Here is a 22674-nt window from a genome sequence, read left to right as displayed (position 1 = left end):
CGCAGTCCTTCCAGGAGGCGCCTCGCCTCCCATCTTCATAAATCGCTCACCAGCGCCTCAGAAAAAACAATCGGTCCAATATTGCCAGCCAACCTCATGACCCCTAGATAGTTTCAATGAAAAAGGCCTCAGTAATCAGCGTCCTCCTCCTGCTTAGCCTTTTTCTTCCACTGCTCGGCCCACCCGAATTTCTCCTCGCCCTTTGGCCGGCCATATGCGCGCTCGTAGTCATATCCATCACCCGCCAGGCCGCGCTAGGCCTTGGGAGCGGAGTCATCGCCGGAGCCCTGCTGATCCACCATCAGCAACCAATCTCCGCCATCCGCGCCATCTTCGCGGATTACGTCTTCCCCTCTCTAGAGGGCTCATGGCACATCGGAGCGATCATCTTTACCCTCCTGCTCGGCTCCTTCGCCGGCCTTCTGGAAAAATCCGGTGGCTTCCAGCCCATCCTCACCCGCCTCACCGCACGTGCGAAATCCCCCGAGAAACGCCTGCTCGGCAGCGTCTACCTCATCGGCCTGCTCTGTTTTTTCGATGGTCTTGCAAATAGCCTGCTAACCGGCCGCATCTCCCGTCCCCTCGCGGATAGAACCAAAATTTCCAGGGAAAGACTCGCATGGGTCGTGGATTCCACCTCCTCCCCCGTTGCCTGCGTCGCCTTCATCTCCACATGGATTGCCACCCAACTCAGCCTCATCCGGGAGGGCTTGGAAAACGCCCCCTTCCCCGTGGAGCCATACGCCCTCTACTTTCAGTCCATCCCGGCCAATCCCTACTGCCTGCTCACCCTTCTACTCGTCCCCGCCGCTATCCTATTCAGCTACCAGCCACAGGCCATGCGCCGCTACCTCCCCGTCCCACCGGAGCCGGAGGATTCAGAGCCCACCGGCAACCAGACCTCCGCCCGTCACGTCATCATCCCTCTCCTCGCGCTCGTCTGTGGCATTTTCGCTGCATTTCCCCTCCTGTCCTCGCCCATGACAGATCCGCTTTCCCCCGCCGGATGGCGCACCGCCTTCAGTGGAGACGCCGGCCCCTACGCCCTCTGCGCCGGCAGCATCCTCGGCCTTACCGTTGCTTGGCTCATGTTCCCGAAAAACCGCAAAACCACCCCCGCGGAAGCCGCCTACCACGGCGCAGCAAACCTCCTCCCAGCCATCATTATTCTCACCCTCGCCTGGTCCTTGGGGAACATATTCTCGGAGCTCCGCGCCGGGGAACAGATCTCCGCCCTACTCTCAGATCATTTTCCGGTCAACTGGCTCCCGCTCGCCGTTTTCGCCGCCGCGGCAATCACCTCCTTCTCCACCGGATCCTCTTGGGGCGCCATGGGCTTGCTCATGCCCCTCGCACTCCCCGCCACCCTCGCCGCCGCTCAATCCGACGGCCTCCCCACCACAGAAATAACCACACTCATCCCAGCCGTCATCGGAGCAGTCTTCGGCGGAGCCGTCTTTGGCGATCACTGCAGCCCCTTCTCCGATACCACCATCGTCAGCGCCATCGCCACCGGTTGCGAGCCCACCGCCCACGTCCATTCACAACTCCCCTTTGCAGCCATCGCCGCCACCTTTGCTGCCATTTCCTACTCCCTCATCGCCCTACATCTCCTCCCAATACTAGCCACCCTACTAGCTGCCATCCTCATGCTGGCCACCATCCTCGCTCTCAAAAAATACCAATCATCCCAGAAAAACACCTAGAACAGCATCCCAGACTTTCATAGCTACACCCCTATCTCCAAAATCACCTAATACGCGCTCGGCGATTGCCATCGGGAATAATCCGGGTTTTGCACTCTGTCAGTAAACCGGAACAATGCGGACCGCCGAAATATTAGCCCTATCAAGGCTTCTTCTCTCTCCCGTAACAGGTGCAGTTAGAAAAAGCGTCCTGGAGGTAAAAACACTCCGGAAGCAAGTAATAGCTCTGCCTCCCGGATTTCTTCCCGCGGATTCCGGATAATTCGGGGAAAGAATATCGCCCGGCATCGTCTCGACAACCTCCAGTGGAGCAGAGCCCTCGGAAATGCTGGCAGCAATCGGTGCAAATCGGAAATTCCTCATCGCTGAGTTCCGGAGGACCTCAACTCGATATCCTTTTGCACCTATCTGGCCAAGCCACGAATCCAGATTCTCGATCTTCAAATTGATTCCCGAGCCCTCGACATCAGTAAAGCCCAGAGCAAGAGCATCATCCAACTCTCGCTCGCCCCTTCGACCGCCCAAATGGGTATGGAAAAGGGCTGCCACTGCGGAGCCCGACTGTCCGTAGGTGCCAAGAGTTTTTCCAGCGCTCCAGGTAATGGCAACAGGTGATTGGTCGAGAAACTTTCTGCCTTTGTACGCTTCTCCCACGGTCCAGCGGGTATCCATTGGCCGCTCGGAAGCAATGCGTCTGATGTCGCTCCAGCTATCACTAAATACGATGCCAATCGCTTGTTGATGATTGGTTGTATAAAGCGAGGCATCTGCTCCCGTTTCCTCCGGAGGCCATTTTCCGGATTTGGAAATAAGCGCTCTCCCCTTCGCTGCCGTAGCAGTTTCCCCCGAGGTTGATGTCAGCTGGATTTCACCTTCCAGGACATCCATTCGAGTGCGTTCCGCGGAGGACTGGTCAATACCGAATCTTGTCCCCATATCCCTAACCAAGCCGTGCCTTGTCTGCAGGTCCAGAGGTGGACCATCCAAGTTTGCCCAAACTTTTCCTTTTGTGATAGTGAACTGATTGCTGGCGCCTAGGGAAAATGCGGCAGGACCTTGGATAGTAAGTTGGTTCCCATCCGGAGAATCAATCTGTATGGAGCCTTTCTCAAGTTGATACGCCCGGTACGTTTTTATCCAGCTACCTCTTTCATACTCGGAAGTTTCGGACGTGGCGACCACACGGTAAACATCTGTGGATGTGATCCGGTGATAGATCCCGGGAACTAAAAGTAAGGACAAAGCAACCGCAGCAGCTGCCAGCGCGACCCTTCTGACCCAGGAATTGGAGAACAGTTTAGAAAGCAGATCGGCTACCGGTTTCCTCGTGGTAGAAGAGGCTTCTGGAATGGTGGAGTTTTCCAATTCCTCGGCGCCAAGTCGATCCATTGTGCTGTTGTTTAGCATGCTCATTTTCACAAAATAGCGCAGAGCCTTGGGATCCTGCGGAAGGATGCGGTTCAGCGCGGCCAGATCTTCAAGGGTAGGCTCCTTGTCCAACACTCTCTGCACGAGCTCGGTGAACTCTTGCGGCAGATGATCTGATGATGATTCGATCATGTTTTATCTACGGCGGGGAAGATTTTGGTGAATGAGACATGTCGTTGTGACTTTTCGAACTTTTAAAAGAAGTGGAAGATTCTATTCACTTCTTCTTTCCATCCGGGCTTTCAACTAGCTGTGGCGAACAAGGGATATTGATTCACCAATGTATGAAAGGAACTTTTCTGATACTTGGTATATTCCTAAAGTGTCTGCCGTGGGGGTATAGATAGCATGGATCGTTGCTCTCTGCGCGGGTAATAATCGAGAAAGACATCGGTTCAATTTTGACAACTCTTGCTTGGATCGTCTTACCAGCGGGCGAAGCTTCTCTGTCCGAAAGTAGACCAGACAACGGTGGAGCGTGACCCGAGCGACCTAAGCCAAAGAATTGCAACCAGAACTACGCAACCGATAGCGGTTTAAAATCCGGCTCGATTGAAGAATCTGAGCAGACGCCTTCCAGTATTTTTCTTCTCTCCTGAGAATTCCACTATTGTATCGTGGGAAATGAAGCTTCGCATACGACTGGGATGGATGGCTCTGCTACTGGCCGCGCTCTATTCTACAACTGCGGCACTCGCTAAAACTCAAAAAGCGCCGAAAGAGCGATCTCTCTCCGATCTCGAGAATCGATCATCTGAAATTGAAACGGAACTTACGAAGCTGGCGCGCCCGAGTTTGCGCAGCGGCATCGGGGTTATCGGTTACCGCTCCAACGCACACGAGAAAGCGGACACCACCGAGTGGGTGGAAATCACATTTGATAAGATCTACCCCATAAATGAAATAGTCCTGGCCCCCATACTCTGGCGGGGTTCTAAAAAAGGCTTCCAGGCAGATGGATTTCCCCAAGCGTTCCGAATCTATGCTGGATCAGATGAAAAGCGGGAGGGAGCACTGATCGCCAGCTTCAGCGGAATTGATCAGCTTCTGCCAAGAATCGCTCCCGTGGTCGTTTCAATCAAAGACCTGTCCGCCTCTTGGGTGAGGGTCGAGGCAATCCAGCTCTCTCCCAGATCCTTCGATGGTAGCTACGTTTTCCAACTCTCCGAACTCATGGTTTTCAGCGGAGAAAGGAACGTGGCTCTTCGCCGCCCGGTCACAGCATCTTCCGTGCACAACCGGGATGTCGTCCACGCCTGGGATCCGCAATTCCTGGTGGACGGGCACACCCCATACCTTATGGACGCAGCGGAAGGAGACCCGAGCGTCTCGTATATTGGCTCGGTAAGAAGACACAAATCGCTGATTCTTGATCTGGGAAAAGTGCAGACCATCTCGGAAATCCACCTCCATACCGTCGACCAGAGCGATACAGTCCCCCAAGCCTACCCTGGAAATCTGGGGATACCTCCCGACCTTCTTATCGAATGCGCCGAGTCGCTCGATTTTTCGGATACGGTGCCAATCCTCAATATTCAAGCTTCCGATTTCAAGGATACCGGCCCCTCTCTGATGTGGCCTCTACCGGAAACAAAGTGCCGCTTTCTCCGTATCCGCAGTAAAGACCCGAAAGCTAAGTCCAGATTCGGTTTCGCGGAAATCGAGGTATTCTCGGAAGGGAAAAACGTAGCCCTCGGCCAGAGAGTTTTCTGGATACGCGCGCAGAATGTGACCGATATCGCCGGGCGTTCACTTACGGCCCTGACAGACGGGCGAAATCTTTATGGAAATATCCTCCCACTGAGACAATGGATGAATGAGCTGGCACGCGCACACGATCTGGAAACAGAGCGCCCACTGGTCCTTGCTGAAGTAAATTCACGCTACTCACAGCAAAAAAGAAATTTGCAGACGATGAGCTGGATTGCCGCGGTGCTTGCAGCAGCCGTGGGCTTCACGATTCTTACCAATAGAATGCTACGGATGCGCCAGGCAGCCGGGATTCGCGAGCGTTTCGCAGCAGATCTTCACGATGAGCTCGGCGCAAATATCCACACCATCGGCCTACTTGGAGATCTGGCACGTGAGGCCGAGTCGCGGGAGGAACTACTTGAACTACTGGATCGCTCCCGCGAATTCACCGAGCGTAGTGGTGTGGCCATCATGAGCTGCACAAACATGCTCGAGGCAAAAGGACTCTGCGAAGATCTATTGGAAGAAATGCGCCGGGCTGCCCGGAGCCTTCTGGCAGATCTGGATCATAAATTCACCGTGGAAGGACGGGACCATCTACGCACATTGAGCCAAAGGAAAAGAATCGACATCTTCTTTTTTTATAAGGAATGCCTCACGAATATTATTCGTCATTCCGGCGCAACCTCCGTGACAACCCAACTTTATCTGACTTCGAAGAATCTAACCCTAACCATCACCGACAATGGACATGGACTGGCAGGAGAATCTCCTTCCTCGCTCAGACGCAGGGCACGTCTACTTGGCGGGAAAGTCACTATGGAAGACGCCCCTCATTCCAGCGGCACCAAAATCGAACTGAAACTAATATCGAGAACAAATCCCTTTCGCCTAACCACCCGGTAAAAGCTGTTTGTTTCCGCGGTAGTATTTCCGATCAGGAATTTCTACCTCGCCCAAAAGAAATCGACATCAAATAGAGCCGCCTTAATGTAAAAATTTTTCAAAGTAGAAGGATGGAAAACCCAATCACAGTCATGCTAATCGAAGACCACGCAGGATATCGCGAGGTCATTACCCGCGCCCTGGGGCGCACGGCAAACATTGCCCTGATCAGTCAATACGGCACAGCCGAGATAGCTCTTCGGGAAATCCAGAATGAAAAACCCAACGAACACCCCGACCTTATACTACTGGATCTAAATCTACCCGGCATCTCGGGATTGGAAGCCATCCCATGGCTAAGAAAATACTGTCCGCAATCCAAAATTATTATTCTTACGCAATCCAACAAAGAATCGGATGTTTTGGATGCGATCTCGAAAGGCGCCTCCGGGTATTTGCTAAAATCAGCCACTGCCGTCCAGATAAAGGAAAGCATCGAAGGTGTTTACAATGGGGGCGCGTCGCTAGATCCGAACGTCGCTAAGTTCATATTGAACACTCTCCGTAATCGTCCAACCGGGGCTCCACCTGAAAAAACTCTGTCGGCACGCGAAATGGAGGTTCTCACCCTGTTGGGCGAGGGCCTACTGAAAAAAGAAATCGCGAATCGACTCAATATTGGCTTCGCCACCGTCGCCTACCACATAAAGCATATCTACGAAAAACTAGAGGTTCAGAATGCAGCAGCTGCGGTGGCAAAGGGCTACCGCAGCGGTCTCTTGTGACCTTGAAAAAAAGAGGAAGTCGAAATCCATCTTTGAGCACACCGGTTTGGGATTAGACCTTTAAGAGCATTCCCGTCAGCAACCGTCGCGAGCGGAAAGGATTGTAGTGGGCATAGCAGATCCGCTTGGCGAATCGATCCGGGAAATCCATAAGTTAGGTTCCCCTCGGCCGCATCGCAAAATCCGAAGCACCAACGACTCGACCGTTTGCCCCCGCACCTCACCCTAGCAAACGAGGTTAAACTACTCTTCTAGGAAGGTGACACGAGAAGGACTCTGATTCCTCCGACTTCTTGAAAATGGTGCGCACGAGAGGACTCGAACCTCCACGGGGTTGCCCCCACTAGAACCTGAATCTAGCGCGTCTACCAATTCCGCCACGCGCGCACTTTCAAGATCGCCCTTTCGGACGGGCGGAAAACCAATCATGTAGCGACATTGTTGGCAACCACGATCTTGCAAATTAACTCAAACAATTCAGATCCTCCTCCGCGAGGTTGATTTCATCCCAAAAACATTCTCAATCCGCCTCACCTCCGGCTTCTCACCTTCTTCCACCTCTACTTCGATCACGTCGAACCGCCATGGAAGATCACGTCTACCCAGCCTCTTCAGCCATTCGTTGGCACCACGCCGGATTAGGCTCCTCTTCTTCTCGTTGACTGCCGCGAGTCCACGGAACTTTGAATCCTTTTTACGTGTTTTTACTTCAACGAAAAGAAGCCAGGGTCCCTCGCGGGCGACAATATCCACTTCACCGCCTCGCCTGCCCTTGAAATTTGTAGCTAAAATTTTGCAGTTCCTGGCTCTCAACCAATCCACGGCCACCTTCTCCCCATAATCCCCCGTCCATTTCCGAGCACCGCTCGGCCCATTACTCGAGCGGTAGGCAGAGTTGAGATACCGGCTGAAACGACCGACGATGATAGCTACAAGGCCCATATTTCTGTAACGAGTTCAGGTGTTCCCGAGTTCCGTAGCCTTGATTCCTTACAAAACCATATTCGGGAAATTCCTCATCGATCTTCAGCATGATCCGGTCCCTTGTCACCTTCGCAATCACACTGGCGGCGGCTATTGACAACGATAGGCCATCTCCTTTTACCAACGCCTCATGAGGAAATGAGATGCCTTTCACAGGAAGACCATCGATCAGAGCAATATCCGGCTTCACTCCCAGTGCTTCCAGCGCAAGCCCCATGGCACGGTGCGTGGCCCGCAAAATATTGATACGATCAATTTCCGCAGGCTCCACGCAGGCAACTGCCCATACTACCGAATCATCTTCTGTCAGAGTCTTGTAAATCTCCTCCCTGCGCTTTTTTGACAATTTTTTGGAATCATCAAGGGAAGAGCAAGAAAATGAACGGGGCAGGATGGCTGCCGCGGCGGAGACCGGGCCGGCAAGAGGCCCTCTTCCGGCCTCATCCACGCCTGCCACAAGGGTGTAGCCACGCGCGATCAGTTCATCTTCAAATACAAAATCCGGCATAGGTTACTGAAAACGGGCAAATGGATCTACTTTTTTCATAGTTTCCATCTGCTCTTCTGTACCAAAAATCTGGGTGGAAATCAATTTACCGTCGGAAGTTACAATTGTTCCAATCCCCGTATAGGTCCAGGAGCTTCGCATATTGTATTCATGGGATTTGGAAGAGGCCCAGAGATCTACTACATGGGATGCCGAGTGCGTGGATGAAGAAACCACGTTTTCCGCAATTGAAGGAATTTTGAAATAAAACAGAGCCTTCTCAGCCCGGCCTCCAAAGCCATTGTGGTTGATTTTCAAACCATCGCCACCCGAGGACCGCGAAAGATATTCACAGTGCTGCTGGGCCAGGCGGTCCAATCCAGTATGCCTCTTCAATTCGCTCTCACCCTTTTGCTTGCGATAGGAGTTTACGTTAATGAGAATTTGACCTGCTAACGAACTATCTCCGGCAGACGAGGATGTGGAAACGGGTATTCGAGAGGTTTCGTAACTTTGGCTACTACACGAGTTAAATAGACATGCGACTGCAAAGGCAGACAGCATTGTGAGGCTGGTTGTTTTCATGGATTCGGGTTATGGGGACTACAAGAGCAATACCGAAATGCCCTTCTAATGTAAAGGTACCCTAAATTTGCACCAAACCCAATTACGCGAACGCGTTAATATTCAATTTAATCAAAACCAATATTTCAGATTCCATCGTGTAAATATAGCGTGCTTTGCGGCTTGAGTTCCAAAGAAACCAAAGGCAGTCTCCCGCCGAAGTGATGAAATACATTTTCCTTTTCCTATTACTAACCGGTTCCGTTTTCGCCGAAGTTCCAAAAATCTTTCAAGGCCTCTTCGAAGAAGAAATCCCTGTAAAAGGCAGCATTGGTATGGTCGTCCCACCGCCGGAAATTGAGAAGTATCTTGCGAAAGTCGAAGTCGCGGCAAAGAAGAACAAAGAATGGTTCATGAAATACAGTGCTGATTCCAGCCCTGGACTTCCTCTCCCGTTTCACGAAAATCTGGGCCTCACCAAAGAGGAATATGACGAATACATCGCTCTCTGGAACAAACGTCAATTCCGCTCAACCAAGGAAGTGGTTCTTATGCTTCGCAAATCATACGGCGATGCGTGGACTCTGACGGCCTCCGGCGAAGCAGATGCTATTTCCACTCTTCGCTACGATTCAACGAAAGATGCATTTCTATCCCCGAACGGAGAGATGAAACGTCTTGATGATATCAAGGCAGACGCAAACAGCGTGCTCGGCGCATGGACTGGAGCAGAATGGCGCTTCGAAGAGCAAACCGGCCTTGGTAGCTTCAAGGAAAACTTCGCACTGGGTAAACTTGGGGAGACAGGTTTCGGTTTGGTAATCTATCGCGTTCAGGAGCTTTCAACAGAGGGCAGTCGCCTTCTGGACAAGAGTTTGGTGATCCGTTTTGCATTGGGGAAAGCAGGACACATCAAGATGCCTGCGGGCGCTCCACAGCGTTAATCGATGAGATTCCGGAAATGGAAACGGAAGCTCGCCGGGTTAACTCTCGCACTTCTTGTTTGCATTCCACTACTCGGTTTTGGTCTTAGCAATTTGCTCCTGGCGAGCAAAAGGGGGAGAGATTGGTTCTCCGGCAAAATTACCCAGAGGATACATCTAGAGTCCTCCATAGAAAAAGCTTCCTGGTCACCGTGGAATGGTCTGACAATCTACGGCCTACGGATTGAGCAACCGGAGCAGCTTAGAGTATCCATCGAAGAACCGCTGCTAAAGGTATCTGAGACGCGCTTTCACCCGGAGTGGAATGCGCTCTTAAAAAAACAGCTACGTATCCGTGCCCTGGATATTATCGAGCCGCAGCTTAACATCCCAGTCGAGCTTCTTTCCGCTCTTCCCCGCGACGAAAAGGCACCACCGATTCTGGTGAGCAATGCATCAAAGGCACAAGACCCAGTTCAGCAACCCGCCGCACCCGAGCAGACTACCAAGTCATCGATCGTCCACGAACCAGCACCGATACCTCAGCCAGCCGGAGCCCCCCAGGCGGCCTACCTCAAACCGGTTTGGTTAAACGTGACGAGCGGCAAGGTTCGCGTCATATCTACCTTCACCGAGCAATCCCTTTTCTCTATCGGAAAAATCGACGGAAAGATGCCTATCACTGGCACGGAAGCAGAATCGATAGTCCAGCTTACCGATATTGCCGCTTACGGGAAGATATTGAAATCTAGTCTAAGGGTTCCTGTTTCCCTGCAAAAAAATATACTGAAGATCGGAGAGATCAGATCGCAAATTAAAGGCGTGGAGTGCCACGCCTTTGCTAAATTTGCACTGTTACCTGGAATACCCTACGAGGTTGGAACCCAGATACTCGCCAACGATCCACTTGATCTGAATTTTTCCGAGACCGGAATGATTACGCTTGGTAAAGGCTCCGCCCAGGGCCGCCTTCAAGGCTATTTATTGGCTCCAAACAGCTGGCAAGGCAATTTGATCTCCGACGCATCCGAGATTCATGCCCGGCTGGCAGAACAAGAGATAGATTTCGACTCAGGGCGAGCTTTCATTATGTTTCAAAATGGAACACTTAGCTGTGTCGACGCGCGTCTGATCGGAGAATCCATGAGTATTCTAGGCAATGCCACCCTTCTAACTGATGGTCGTACAGCGGGAATAGCACGCGTGGTAGCGCCGAATGATACACTGCTCTCAATCTCCACTTATACCCAACAAGAAATTACTACGCCGGCTTTGATCCCCTTGCAGACTCCCCAGCGGTCTGCACTGGATATACAATTTTTCGGAACTATCTGGCAACTTTACTTCAAGCCACATCCGAACGCCGAGCCCGTTTCAATTTATAACCGGTAATACAGTAAAGCGTGGGTGACCTACTCTACGTAGATCTCCATTTTCTCAGGCTTACGCATCTTGATGCTATCCTCGAAATCGCCCAGGTCCAAGCTATCCAGAACATTCGTGCTGCGGCGCATCAATCCTCCACCATCACTACTGGTCGCATAGCTGGGAAGCTCCGTGTGGTATGGATCTTCCCCGATCAAAACAGGGTTTTTCGGACGGATGGGAATAGCATCCAAAGCAGGCATATTATTCCAGGCTCCGTTCGGATCCATCGAACTATCGATCGCACCTGAATGGAGAGTGCAGAAGGAAAGGTTATCGGTCCCTTTCCTGAACCACTCGCTGAATTGTGTGCTTACTGATCTGACATTGCCCGTAGAGATGTCCTCTGCCATCTCTTGGCAGAACTGGGTGGCACGCTTCCCGGAAACGGAGCATATCTTCATCTCCACCATTGAGGCAGGCCTTTCGATCTCCTTTCCCCCGAAGGCCGGGGTTGCAGCATTCATCGCGGCAGCCCACACCGGCATCGAAATATCGCGGCTGAACGCACCCGGATAAATTGGCTCTGTATTGCCATGAAGGAAGCCAGTCCAAACACCGCAGGTGATGCGCGCATTGTATCCAAGAAACCATGTATCCGCGAAATCATGTGTGGTACCTCCTTTGCCAGCACCGTAAAAAGGCTTCGCGATCATCTCCTTTCTAAGACCACTGGCACTACCCTCGTCCATACCTCCTGCCATTAGGCTATGCACCTGCCAAGCCACGGACTCATCAAGCAACAGACCGGCCGGGTTAAATTTTTTTGGCTGCCTGAAAACAACCTTCCCGCTTTGGTCTTCCACCTTGGTCAGGTAAGTAAAATTATTCGGTCCCTTTTTCCCAAGTAGTGGAAAAGTGGACATCGCAGTAACCGCCTTTTTAAGCGAGGCAGGCTCCCAGCCAACACTAACACGCGGCAATGGTTCAGCAGACTTCATATCGAACCCGAAGGAGACACCCGCATTGATAATTCGCTGAACACCAATCTCTGCAGCAAGCCGAACCGTTGCTGCAATCTTGGATTTCTCGAAAGCTCTGCGCAATGTCATGCGCCCCTCATATTTGGGTGATGGAACTTCCATACCCCATTCCCCCAAAATGCCTTCCCGACCACCGACCATTACCGAACGGTTGTCCATGGGCTCATCTTCCACGGTGGAGGCAGGAGTATGTTTACCAGCAAGTCCGGTGGCATACAAAAACGGAAAAAATGCCGTCCCCAGCGGACGTTCACCCATCTCGATGAAGTCATACGGAACCTCTGCGTAATCTCGCCCACCAACATGTGCCAGCACCTCACCGGTAGTGTGGTCCATCATAAATACGGCACCCTGGAGATATGTTGGTTTCTGGCCTACAGCGCCTTTCTCGTATTCTCCGTATTTCTGATGTGAGTAGCCTGGCTGTTTCTCCGCATTGTCCAGAGAGAGCGCCAGCGCCTGCTGGGCAGCATCCTGGATTTCAGCGGAAATTGTCGTGTGAATTCTAAATCCTCCAGTGGCCAGGACGTCATCGCCCAGCGACTTCGCAACAGCATCCGCAATGCGCTCATACAAATGTGAAGTCCCCCGCTGGATTGGCTTCGGGTTGATCTTGATCTCGGTGGATTTCACCTGCACGGCTTCCGACCGCGAAATCATTCCCTCATCCACCATCCTCGTCAGAACCATGTCCCTCGCGACTTTACTCCGCGTCAACGAGTTCAAAGGCGAGTTACCTGTCGGGTTCTTGATAAGCCCTACGATCGTAGCGCATTCGGAAAGATTCAGATCGTTCGGCTCTTTGCCAAAATAACCGAGCGATGCCGAGCGGATACCATAAAACCCGCTTCCGAAATAAATCCGATTCAAATAGAACCCGAGAATTTCCTTCTTGGAATAGCGCTTCTCGATACGGCGTGCTAAAAAAGCCTCCACTAGCTTCCGCTGGATACTGCTCTCGCCCTTTGCCATCGCGTCCTGCTTCAGCGGATATGCATTCCTCGCTAGCTGCTGGGTAATTGTACTCGCACCCTGAGTGGTTGTTCCTGCCTGATAGTTCAGTTTCACTGCGCGAACCACACCGATGTAGTCTATCCCGTCATGCGTCAAAAAGCGGGAATCCTCTCCTGCGCGAAGTGTGTCTATAAATAGATCAGGAACCGCCTCAACAGGAACAATGCTTCTGTTTTGGACAAAAATTCGACCGATTTCTTTTCCGCTCCGATCCAGAATAATACTTGGTAACTCCAGCGTATTGATCTCCTCAAGATCATAAATTTCAGCCCGCTCACGGTATTCGCGCGTATACTGGTCGACCGCCAGGCAGCCTATTCCCGCAACCACCAGTAACACCATGGCTAAGACCAGCCAAAAGGTTTTACGCTTGTAGAAACGGCGCTTACCGCTCTTTCTCCGAGTGTTTTTTTGATTTCGAGCCATGCTTGATGCCGATCCACAACCTCAGCTTTGAAGCCGTTTCCGACCCATGAATTACCCGAATACAAACGGTCCCGCAACCACTTCCTTATGCGAAAGTATTCTGAAAACGATTTTACAGGACGGCCCACTCCCCTTTCCGAAGTTCATGGAAACGGTTCTTTATGATCCCGAATCAGGCTACTACTCCTCCGGCGCAGAAAATGTCGGGAAAGATGGCGACTTTTTCACCAGTGTCAGTGTCGGACCACTCTTCGGCCGGTTACTAGCCGGCAGGTTCATTTCGTGGTGGGAAAATCATGGAAAGCCGGACAAATGGCGAGTTCTGGAAATAGGCGCAAACGATGGCAAGCTCGCCGCCGATGTTTTAGTGAAAATCCGCGAGCAGTCTCCCGAAGCATGGGAAAGCCTGGAGTATGCGATAGCCGAGCCACTTCCGACGCTAGTCCAAGCTCAGCATGAGCGGCTACAGTCACTCGCTTCCAAGCTCAGAATAGAAGAAAGTCTGGAAGAACTTATGGAATCGAAGCGTCCGGGAGTCGCCTTTGGAAACGAAATACTCGATGCCCTGCCGTTTCATTTGATCCGCTTTGAGAACGCCGAATGGAAAGAGCTTTATGTCGCAATCGACGCAGAACAGTCCCTTGCATTCACTTCCTTCGAGATAGAACCGAACAGCCGGCTTTCCAGCCACACGGAAAAACTTGGGGCTAATTTCCCCGAAATGTATCAAACGGAGATAAGAACAAATCTCAGGGACTTCCTCGCAGATGTCTCAAACTGCTTGGTCGAAGGCACACTTCTGTTCATCGATTACGGGTTCGCCTCTGAAGAATACTTTCATCCGGCAAGAACAACCGGAACCCTTCGCACCTACTCAAAGCATCAGGCAGCGGAGGACCCTCTGGATCGCCCGGGTGAAATCGATATCACAGCTCACGTAAATTTTACCGACCTCGCCTGTTCAGCTGAGGAGATCGGCTATAAAGCCACTAGTTTTTCCTCACAGAGCTCTTACCTCACGCACCTGGCAAAGGCTTCTATTCTCAAAGGGGAACTAAATACGCCGAAAGAAATCAGCCAATTCCAGACACTTGTGCATCCGGCCCACCTCGGTGAAAAGTTTCACGTCATCGAGTTCGAACAAAACTCCCACATGCCGGATATAGTCCGCCATAGGCTAGCTCTCTGAACTTACTTCAGAAGAGCTAGAATTGGGTCCGGATAAACACCGAATACCAAGGTTAAAACAGTCAAAACTCCGATAGCCACCTTTGAAATAACAGGCAGTTTGATCACAGCTTCGTCCCCCGGCTCGATCCACCACATAGCTTTGATAGTTTTGAAGTAGTAGTAGAACCCTGCCGCAGCGGCGATTACGGCGATCACCAGTCCAGCCCACAGGCCAGCCTCCGCAGCCAGGATGAATACAAAAAATTTCCCGATGAAACCGGCAGTGAGCGGAACGCCCGCCAATGCAGCAAGTAGAACGGTCATAGCCAATGCGAGACCCGGATTAGTCTTCCCGAGACCATTGAAGTCCGTGATCGCCTCGCCATCGCGTTGAACGCGGATTTGCGCCAAAATAAAGAAAACTCCCATCGTCATGATGAGATAGGTAGCCAGATAGAAGGAGACTGCTTCCACAGAATTTACAGTCGTCTCCGAGACCGGCCCCCATGCGGCTAGTGCAAGGAGTAGGAACCCGGCGTGCGCAATGGAAGAATATGCAAGAAGTCGCTTGAAATTGCTCTGAGCAATGGCTGCGAAATTACCATAAAGTAGCGTTGCACAAGCGAGTATCAGAAGGATCAGAAGCACCTGATCGCGCACTGGCGATCCGGACTCGAGAAATGGGGTAAGAAAGCGGAGCAATAGTACGAACCCGGCAGCCTTGGACCCAACGGATAGAAAGGCAGTGGTTGGAGTCGGAGCGCCCTGATAAACGTCGGGAATCCACATTTGCATCGGAACTGCACCTACTTTGAAGCCGAGGGCCACAAGAACCAGAGCGATACCGAAAAGAAGCGGAACGGTATTTTCCATGCCTGCGATTCTCTCAGGCATCAGCGCGAGGCTCATCGTCCCGGTGCTTCCGTAGATCCAAGCGATACCATAGACCAAGAATCCTGTGCTGAGTGCTCCGAGGATTAGATATTTCACGCCGGCCTCAAGTGATCCGACGTTCCTCCGCATGAATCCAACGAGGATGTAGAAGGTGATGGTGACCAACTCCAAAGCTACAAAAGCGGCTGCGAGGTCTTTGGCAGAAGCCATCCACATCATGCCCGCGCACGCGAAGATTGGCAAAGAGTAGAACTCACCGGTTCCTTTTTCAGATGTGGCGTCCTCTGTGAAGCGCGCGAGGATTGATCGATAATCAACTGCCATCAAAAGCACCAGAGCAGTGGCTAGTAAAGCGAATGCCTTGTAGAAACGAGACAGCGCATCCACTTCATAGAAATTCCAGAGAGGCCACGTTGTCCAGGCAGCACCGTCACCCGCATCCGGACCGATGGAGAAGAAGGAAAGGACCAAAATAACAGAGAGACCGGCGGCTCCTGCCAGACCGACCCAGGATTTGCTCTTCGTAGATACGAATGCCTCGGCAAGTAGGATGACAAATCCGAGGGTGACAGTAAGTGCTTCCAGATAATAGGCGGGCATGGTTGGGGAAATTTTGGATTTCTAAATCTGAAATTCTGATCGGAAGAGAATAGCGACAGCTCTTTGGTATCGAATTTCGTTTTTACGATTTAGCGCTTCACTAGAGAAGGTGCAGAATAAGGTTCGGGTATACGCCGACTGCCAGGAGGGCGACAATGAGAAGAACAGCAGGGATATGATCAACCATACGGAGATCGGCGGCATTTTCTGTAGATTTTACCGAAGGACCCTGGAAAATATTCCGATACGCACGGAGCATATACACCGCTGAGATCACAACTCCCCAGATTGCCAGGATACAGGTGATTTGAACCGGTCCAAGCCCTTGGGAAGGGACGTAGTCCTGAAAAGCAGAGAGGAACACCAGGACTTCCCCTGAGAAGTTAGCCAGTCCTGGAAGCCCGATCGAAGCCATTGCTGCAATTCCGAAAACGAAGGCCATAGCCGGGGCCGACTTTGCCAGACCCCCCATTTTTTCCAGATCGACGGTTCCGGTGCTGCGTTCAATACGATCAGCAAGTCCGAAAAGAAGGGCGATTGAAATTCCATGGGCGAACAGCAGAACGATGGCCGCTGGCTGTGCGAGAGTATTTCCATTATCAGCTATTAGTGCGGCAATGGCCAAAAAGATGTAGCCCATATGCATTACCGAAGAATTGCCGAGAAGTGAGTCGAGGCGCTTCTGCGAAATGGTGACTAGACCTACCCACAGAATGTTTCCCAGCAGCAGGACAAGTAACGGAGTGAGCCACATTTCCAGACCTTCCGGAACCAATGGAAGTGCGATCCGGAGCATTCCGTAGAGTCCGAACTTTTTCAAAACACCGGCATGAAGCATCGCGGTAGGTGCCGGAGCACTTGCGTAAGCCGGAGCGGCCCATGAATGGAAAGGGAAAAGAGAAACAAGAGTTCCGAACCCGATAATGAGCAGTGCAGCGATCCCTTTCTGTGCGGCAGGGTCGATATCACCCGCGTTTTCCATCAATTCAGGGATACTGAATGTTCCCGAAAGTGTGGCGAGCCAGGCAAGTCCCGCCAAAAGCACCAAAGACCCGAGACCAAGATAGACGGTGATTTTCCAGGCTACTCCCCTGCGGTCCCCGCGGCCGAGCATCCCTATCATCAGGAATGTAGGAATCAGAGCCATTTCATGGAAAGCGTAGAAGAAGAATAGATCGGTGGAGACAAAGGCTCCGATAGCCCCTGCCGCAATCAGGAGGGAAGAGCCGTAATACAGCTTTTCGCTACCCTTGGGAGCCTCTCCTGAAAGAACCGCTGCCAGTGCTACGATTACGGAAAGGGCAACCATGACCACACTCATTCCATCCATGTAGCCGAAGGCAAGGTGGAGAGCTGGCTTCTCAAGGACGGCAACTGAAAAACTCCAGAGATCCTGTTCCCAGCAGAATGCGGAACCAAGTCCGATGATAAGGTTCAATACACAGGCACTAATGGCAGTTAAACGTGCCGGCGCACCTATCAGGATGGCAATGAACGCCAGAATTGGCAGGGCTACAAGCAGGGCAAGCATAGGTATTGGAGTCGATCTCACGGAAATCTATTTCCGCACCGCGAATACAGCGAACTTGGGGCGACGCGAAAAGGGCAAAATGCCGATTTTTCGAACTCGGACGACTTTGCCAGCTGTTTCCTCATATTTCCACCTTTACACATCGGTATATTTCGTTACGTTATTTTACGTGACGTTCAAATTCATTACATTCGTCTGGCGCAATCAAGATGAACAAAAGTAATGAGACCCAAATCCTGTCACAGGTAAAAATTCTCAATAGGGAGTCACTTCAACCATCAGCAGCACAATGAATCTATCCGAATTAAAGTCCCTACTCAGCGAGCATGCGGAACACATCTTCCGTATTAGCCTACCCGACGGCTCGGATGTTCCTGTCTCATTCCACGTAACCGAAGTCGGTCACGTTCATAAGACGTTCCTCGATTGCGGCGGAAAACTCAGGGAACTGAAAACTTGCCAGCTCCAGGTATGGGTGGGAGAGGATTACGATCACCGGATCGAGACCACCAAGATGTCCAAAATCCTTGAAATCTCGAAGCCTTATCTTCCCGACGAATCAGTCCCGGTGGAAATCGAATACGAGCACGGGATTATCTCCCAATATACCATCGGAAACGCGGAGGTGACCTCCGATTCCGTCATACTTCACCTCGCCAACAAGCACACCGAATGTCTTGCCCCGGAACTATGCGGACTGCCAGCACTCCCAACCCGGGGCTGGAAAGCGAAAGACAACAATTCCTGTGGCCCAACAGGCTGCTGCTAACACTCTTATGAAAACATCAGTTATATTCGTATGTGTCCACAATAGTGCCCGTAGCCAGATGGCTGAGGCATTCTTAAAACAACTCTGCTGCGACCAATGCACGATAGAAAGTGCGGGTTTGGAACCAGGGAGCCTCAATCCGCTGGTAGTGAAAGCTATGGCGGAAGTCGGAATCGATATCTCCCAGAATCAAACAAAGGGAGCACTGGATCTATTCAAGGCAGGCAGAACATTCCGCCATGTAATCACCGTTTGTGATCAGGAAAGTGGCGAACGTTGTCCCATTTTCCCACTGGTGCTCCAGCGTCACCACTGGAGCTTCCCCGATCCGGGCGAACTCACCGGCACAGAAGAAGAAAAGCTGGTTGAAATCCGGAAAATCAGAGACTCCATCAAAGAACAAGTTCAGCAATTCTACGAAGAGTTCTGCGCCTTGGCGGTCAGCTAGGATGCCACCATCGGGCTACCGTTAGGCTCCGCGCACCCCGATTTCAGAGATCGCCCATTGGGCATGCTCTGAAATCAACGGGTCAGGATCCTCGGCAGCTTTCTCCAAGGCAGGCAAGTCACCTTCCCCGCCGGTATTTCCCAAAGCCACACAGACATTCCGTAGGAATCGTTCACGTTTGATCCGTTTGATCGGAGATTTTGCGAATACCCTGCGGAAATCCTCTACGTCCAATCCCAGAAAGTCCCGTAGACGGTGATTGAAGATTTCCTCCCTCGCTTGAAACGCGATCTCATTTGATTCCTTTGCGAAGCGATTCCATGGGCAGACGGTCAGGCATTCATCACAGCCATAGATCCGGTCCCCAATAGCCCGGCGATATTCTTCGGGAATAGGCCCCTTGTTCTCGATAGTGAGATAGGAAATACATTTCCGTGCATCCATTTTATGCGGAGCAGTGATCGCTTGAGTCGGGCACGCATCCATACAGCGCGTGCACTTGCCGCAATGATCTCCGAACGGCTGGTCCGGGACCAGATCCAACGTAGTAAGCAACTCGGCCAGGAAAAACCAAGTGCCGATCTTTCGATGAATCTGCACGGTTGATTTTCCATTCCAGCCGAGACCTGCATCAGTGGCAAAGTCGCGCTCCAGAACCGGTCCTGTATCCACGTAGTATCTTTGCATACCTCCAATGGTCTTCAATTTCGCATCGAATTCAGCCAGTCTCTTTTCCACCAGATCATGGTAATCATTGTTCCATGAGTAACGGGCGATCCGGTAATCCTCTGGATGACCTTCAGGAAACGGGCTTTCACCGGCATAATAATTGATTGCGAGGCAGATGACTGATTGGCAGCCCTCGAGCACTTCCCGCGGATCCGCACGCCGGGCCGGATTTCGCTCCAGCCACTTCATTTCCCCGTTTTTCCCCTCAGCAAGCCACTCGTCAAAATCATCGGCATGAGAGGCACGTTTCGCGGAAGCAATTCTACAGTCGTCAAAACCAAGCTGATTCGCCCAGGCTTTGATCTTTTCAAGATCACCGTTCATACAGGATGGGAAAAATGATATCTTGCGCTCTCCAGGATACCTGTTGCGATTTCCCCCGAGTCCAAGCCGGCCGTATCGACCTTCAAGTGGGCAGCTTCCTGATACCAAGGCGTCCTCACCGCCAGTAACTGGGAAATTTTTTCGGCTGCATTCGGCGTATTGAGCAACGGCCTATCCCTATTCCGGGATGTCCGCTCCAAGATCACTTCCTCCGGCGCATGGAGCCATACCACATAGCCCAGCTTTTTGAGCAATTGCCGGTTCTCCGCCCTCACTACGATACCGCCGCCAGTCGAGATAATATGTCGCTTGTCGGTTTGCTTTGCGATTTCGATCAGTTGTAACGTTTCGAAATCACGAAACGCTTGCTCACCTTCCTCCTTGAAGATTTCGGTGATTTTTTTCCCCATGGATTCTTCGATGAGTTGATCCATATCAGTCAGTTGATAACCGAGCCTTTCGTGTAGCTCGCGCCCCACGGTGGATTTTCCGCTACCCATGAAGCCGATAAGAACAATGTTCTTAGGGATGACTTCGAGTTTATTCATAAAGATAGACTACATCCATCAGCGGGCCGGTAGAAACCGCAAAATGTGATTCCTCTCATGAAAGACTGATCGTTGCTGGCATCCGCAACATTTCCGAATAAGGATCCCTTCATGTCTCTGCTCTCTTACGATCCTACCACCTGGTGGGGTATCGGTCTTTTGGTCGCATTCTACGTCTTTGGATTTTTGCACATTCTGCATGCCCTCATGAATACGAGGACCTCTCAGGGGACGATTGCCTGGATAGCTTGCCTTATTTCAGTCCCGTTTTTTGCTATCCCGCTCTACTGGATGCTGGGAAGAAGCCGCTTCACCGGCTATATCCGCGCGCGCCGGAGCAACGATATCCAGCTGAAGAATATCATCGACGGAATGCACAAAACGCTACTGCAGTATTCTGTGGATCTTCCCGAGGAAGATGTCATTGAACGAGCGGCCACAGAACTCGGCGGACTACCGTTCACCAGAGGGAACTCCCTCCAAGTCCTCATCAATGGAAAGAGCACGTTCGAGCACCTGTTTTCAGCTATCGCTAGAGCGGAAAAATATATCTGTGTGAATTTCTTCATCGTGAAGACTGACAAGGTCGGCATGAAATTTCAGAAGGCGCTGATTGAAAGGGCCAGGTCAGGAGTGAAAGTGTATTTCCTGTTTGATGAAATTGGATCCCACAAGCTCACCAGTACTTATCTCGGGGAACTTCGCGATGCCGGCGTTCAATGTGAAGCATTTGGCTCCGGACGCCGTTTGCTTTCACGTCTCCAGATGAACTTTAGAAACCACCGCAAGATCGCAGTGGTCGACGGACGTGAAGCCTTTCTGGGCGGTCTGAATGTAGGAGATGAGTACCTTGGCAGGGATAAACGATTCGGAGACTGGCGGGACACACACCTGCATCTCAAAGGACCTTCAGTCCAAGCCGTTCAGTTGGTTTTCCTGGAGGACTGGTTCTGGGCGTGTGATCGGGTTCCCGAGCTTTTGTGGGAAACTGAAACTTTTCCCGCAGACCAGAAGACAGCGATAATTCCTACCGGTCCTGCGGACCCGACCGACTCCTGGAAACTACTGGTAGCGGAAGCTGCAAATTCTTCAAGAAAGAGACTGTGGATAACCAGTCCCTACTTCGTACCGGATGATGGAGTAATGACAGCCCTTCAGTTAGCCGCACTGCGTGGCGTAGATGTCCGCATCATGCTCCCGGCAGTAGCTGATCACCTCCTCGTGTGGCTCTCCTCGTTCGCCTACTACGAGCAATCGATCCCGTTTGGAGTAAAGCTCTTCCGATATGCGGATGGATTTCTCCACCAGAAGGTTTTGCTGATTGACGATAGAATGGCCGCCGTTGGCACGGCAAACCTAGATAACCGCTCCTTCAGGCTTAACTTTGAAGTCACCGCATTCGTATCCGATCAGACCTTCATCAGACAGATATCCGATATGCTGAGCGAAGACTTTTCCCGGTGCGCGGAAGTCAAGTTGGAGGAATTTACAGAAAAATCATTCCTCTTCCGCGCTGCATGCCGGGCGGCACGTCTAATGGCGCCGATTCAGTAGAAGAGATCAATTCTTTGCGACGTTCTCGCTGCCAGCCATCTGCCGCTCGATGTTGGAAAGCATCTGGCGACAATGGCTATAACCGGTACGTCCTTTGAGGATCTCCGCACTCCGTTTAAATGAACCCCACTGAACCACTGAGATTTCAACATTTCGCCTTCCCCACTGATTCATATATTCAGTGCAGGGCTTGTAGAGATCGATTGTTCCAGTTCCGGTAAGTGCAGACCCGTAATCGTCTACTACGAAAAGCTGATTCATTCCTTTGATTCTAAAAACCGTGCCAACCGGATAAAAGGACCAGTCAGCTGCAGCGCTGCGCACCTTGTCCGAGTATCGAAGATTGGTTCCTGTAGCGTTTTTAGATCCGTAGATAATGTGGTCATCTTCACTACAGGTGTAGGCGGTGGTGCGTACAATACGCTGACGCTCGCCAAATTTGTAAATCGGCATCGAGTGTTTGTCCTTCGGCTTCGTTGAAGCTTGGGTGAGCAGTGTGGCAGAAGGTGTCGCAACCGTATGTTTCTCTACTTTCGGAGTGATCGATTTGCCGGATTTGATGTCGTTTTTTGAAAGGACTTCAACACTCGAGCCACAACTGGCTAGGAAAGGAATGGCAATAACCGCGAACAGTTGGAGAAAATGTTTTGAGCACATAAGCAAATGATTAACGGACGTAAATTGGGATTTTTTCTAAGATTGCAAGATGCAGTAAGCACAGTGCAAAATGTCTTCTGTCCTAAAAGACGACCGTCATTAGCCAAATTTTGGATAAGCGGCAAATTAAAAAAACCGAAGATGCCCG

19 protein-coding genes and 1 tRNA gene are annotated in these 22674 nt (G+C 51.5%); 9 read left to right on the top strand and 11 right to left on the bottom strand.

Going from position 1 to position 22674, the window contains the following annotated elements; all coding sequences use genetic code 11:
* The first annotated feature begins 116 nt into the window (after positions 1-116).
* Positions 117-1706: a Na+/H+ antiporter NhaC family protein gene (locus AAGA79_RS03945; protein ID WP_411827473.1), complete on the top strand. Its 1590-nt coding sequence runs from the start codon at positions 117-119 to the stop codon at positions 1704-1706.
* A 99-nt stretch (positions 1707-1805) separates the two neighbouring features.
* On the opposite strand, the gene AAGA79_RS03940 is transcribed toward AAGA79_RS03945, so the two are convergent.
* Positions 1806-3266 carry a hypothetical protein gene (locus AAGA79_RS03940; RefSeq protein WP_411827472.1) on the bottom strand — a complete coding sequence of 487 codons (1461 nt, stop codon included), beginning with the start codon at positions 3264-3266 and terminating at the stop codon, positions 1806-1808.
* Between the two features lie 492 nt (positions 3267-3758).
* On the opposite strand from AAGA79_RS03940, the gene AAGA79_RS03935 reads away from it, so the two are divergent.
* Positions 3759-5732, top strand: a complete 1974-nt coding sequence (locus AAGA79_RS03935; protein WP_411827471.1) for a sensor histidine kinase — start codon at positions 3759-3761, stop codon at positions 5730-5732.
* Positions 5733-5842: 110 nt separating this feature from the next.
* Positions 5843-6496: a response regulator gene (locus AAGA79_RS03930; RefSeq protein WP_411827470.1), complete on the top strand. Its 654-nt coding sequence runs from the start codon at positions 5843-5845 to the stop codon at positions 6494-6496.
* 300 nt (positions 6497-6796) lie between these two features.
* Here the strand turns inward: AAGA79_RS03930 and AAGA79_RS03925 are convergent.
* From AAGA79_RS03925 to AAGA79_RS03910, 4 genes are all read right to left on the bottom strand, one after another.
* A tRNA-Leu gene (locus tag AAGA79_RS03925) sits at positions 6797-6883 on the bottom strand.
* A gap of 90 nt (positions 6884-6973) precedes the next feature.
* Positions 6974-7438 carry a YraN family protein gene (locus AAGA79_RS03920; protein WP_411827469.1) on the bottom strand — a complete coding sequence of 155 codons (465 nt, stop codon included), beginning with the start codon at positions 7436-7438 and terminating at the stop codon, positions 6974-6976.
* Entirely contained in the window at positions 7371-7988 is a 618-nt protein-coding gene (locus AAGA79_RS03915) for a ribonuclease HII (RefSeq protein ID WP_411827468.1), read from the bottom strand. Before AAGA79_RS03915 ends, AAGA79_RS03920 begins: the two co-directional genes overlap by 68 nt.
* Before the next feature lie 3 nt (positions 7989-7991).
* Positions 7992-8552: a CAP domain-containing protein gene (locus tag AAGA79_RS03910; RefSeq protein WP_411827467.1), complete on the bottom strand. Its 561-nt coding sequence runs from the start codon at positions 8550-8552 to the stop codon at positions 7992-7994.
* A gap of 203 nt (positions 8553-8755) precedes the next feature.
* Between AAGA79_RS03910 and AAGA79_RS03905 the strand changes: the two genes are divergently transcribed.
* Positions 8756-9475: a hypothetical protein gene (locus tag AAGA79_RS03905; RefSeq protein WP_411827466.1), complete on the top strand. Its 720-nt coding sequence runs from the start codon at positions 8756-8758 to the stop codon at positions 9473-9475.
* A 3-nt stretch (positions 9476-9478) separates the two neighbouring features.
* Complete coding sequence (locus tag AAGA79_RS03900) at positions 9479-10846, top strand: hypothetical protein (protein ID WP_411827465.1); 1368 nt, start codon at positions 9479-9481, stop codon at positions 10844-10846.
* Positions 10847-10866: 20 nt separating this feature from the next.
* Here the strand turns inward: AAGA79_RS03900 and AAGA79_RS03895 are convergent, their stop codons facing one another.
* Entirely contained in the window at positions 10867-13302 is a 2436-nt protein-coding gene (locus AAGA79_RS03895) for a transglycosylase domain-containing protein (RefSeq protein WP_411827464.1), read from the bottom strand.
* Between the two features lie 145 nt (positions 13303-13447).
* Here AAGA79_RS03895 and AAGA79_RS03890 point away from each other — a divergent pair, with 145 nt between their 5' ends.
* The gene (locus AAGA79_RS03890) at positions 13448-14491 is read left to right on the top strand and encodes a class I SAM-dependent methyltransferase (RefSeq protein ID WP_411827463.1); all 1044 of its coding nucleotides are present in this window, start codon (positions 13448-13450) and stop codon (positions 14489-14491) included.
* Between the two features lie 2 nt (positions 14492-14493).
* Here the strand turns inward: AAGA79_RS03890 and AAGA79_RS03885 are convergent, their stop codons facing one another.
* Entirely contained in the window at positions 14494-15966 is a 1473-nt protein-coding gene (locus AAGA79_RS03885; protein WP_411827462.1) for an NADH-quinone oxidoreductase subunit N, read from the bottom strand.
* A 100-nt stretch (positions 15967-16066) separates the two neighbouring features.
* Positions 16067-17497, bottom strand: coding sequence for a complex I subunit 4 family protein (locus AAGA79_RS03880; RefSeq protein WP_411827461.1), 1431 nt, complete (start codon positions 17495-17497; stop codon positions 16067-16069).
* A gap of 289 nt (positions 17498-17786) precedes the next feature.
* Between AAGA79_RS03880 and AAGA79_RS03875 the strand changes: the two genes are divergently transcribed.
* Positions 17787-18266 carry a DUF6428 family protein gene (locus tag AAGA79_RS03875; RefSeq protein WP_411827460.1) on the top strand — a complete coding sequence of 160 codons (480 nt, stop codon included), beginning with the start codon at positions 17787-17789 and terminating at the stop codon, positions 18264-18266.
* Positions 18267-18273: 7 nt separating this feature from the next.
* A complete protein-coding gene (locus tag AAGA79_RS03870; protein ID WP_411827459.1) occupies positions 18274-18714 on the top strand; it encodes an arsenate reductase ArsC in 441 nt (146 codons plus the stop codon).
* 21 nt (positions 18715-18735) lie between these two features.
* On the opposite strand, the gene queG is transcribed toward AAGA79_RS03870, so the two are convergent.
* Together queG and AAGA79_RS03860 are read right to left on the bottom strand one after the other, a co-directional pair.
* Positions 18736-19767 (bottom strand): tRNA epoxyqueuosine(34) reductase QueG, encoded by a 1032-nt coding sequence (gene queG, locus AAGA79_RS03865; RefSeq protein ID WP_411827458.1) that lies wholly within the window; start codon positions 19765-19767, stop codon positions 18736-18738.
* Entirely contained in the window at positions 19764-20315 is a 552-nt protein-coding gene (locus AAGA79_RS03860) for a shikimate kinase (RefSeq protein ID WP_411827457.1), read from the bottom strand. The genes queG and AAGA79_RS03860 overlap by 4 nt, the downstream gene beginning before the upstream one ends.
* A 111-nt stretch (positions 20316-20426) precedes the next feature.
* Between AAGA79_RS03860 and cls the strand changes: the two genes are divergently transcribed.
* Entirely contained in the window at positions 20427-21869 is a 1443-nt protein-coding gene (cls, locus tag AAGA79_RS03855) for a cardiolipin synthase (protein WP_411827456.1), read from the top strand.
* 6 nt (positions 21870-21875) lie between these two features.
* Here cls and AAGA79_RS03850 read toward each other — a convergent pair whose 3' ends face one another.
* Entirely contained in the window at positions 21876-22526 is a 651-nt protein-coding gene (locus AAGA79_RS03850; protein ID WP_411827455.1) for a 3D domain-containing protein, read from the bottom strand.
* Between the last annotated feature and the right edge of the window lie 148 nt (positions 22527-22674).

Source organism: Luteolibacter sp. AS25 (assembly GCF_046736275.1).
Lineage (GTDB): Bacteria > Verrucomicrobiota > Verrucomicrobiia > Verrucomicrobiales > Akkermansiaceae > Luteolibacter.
The sequence above is the reverse complement of the archived record's forward strand: the minus strand, read 5'-3'. Positions and strand labels throughout refer to the sequence as shown.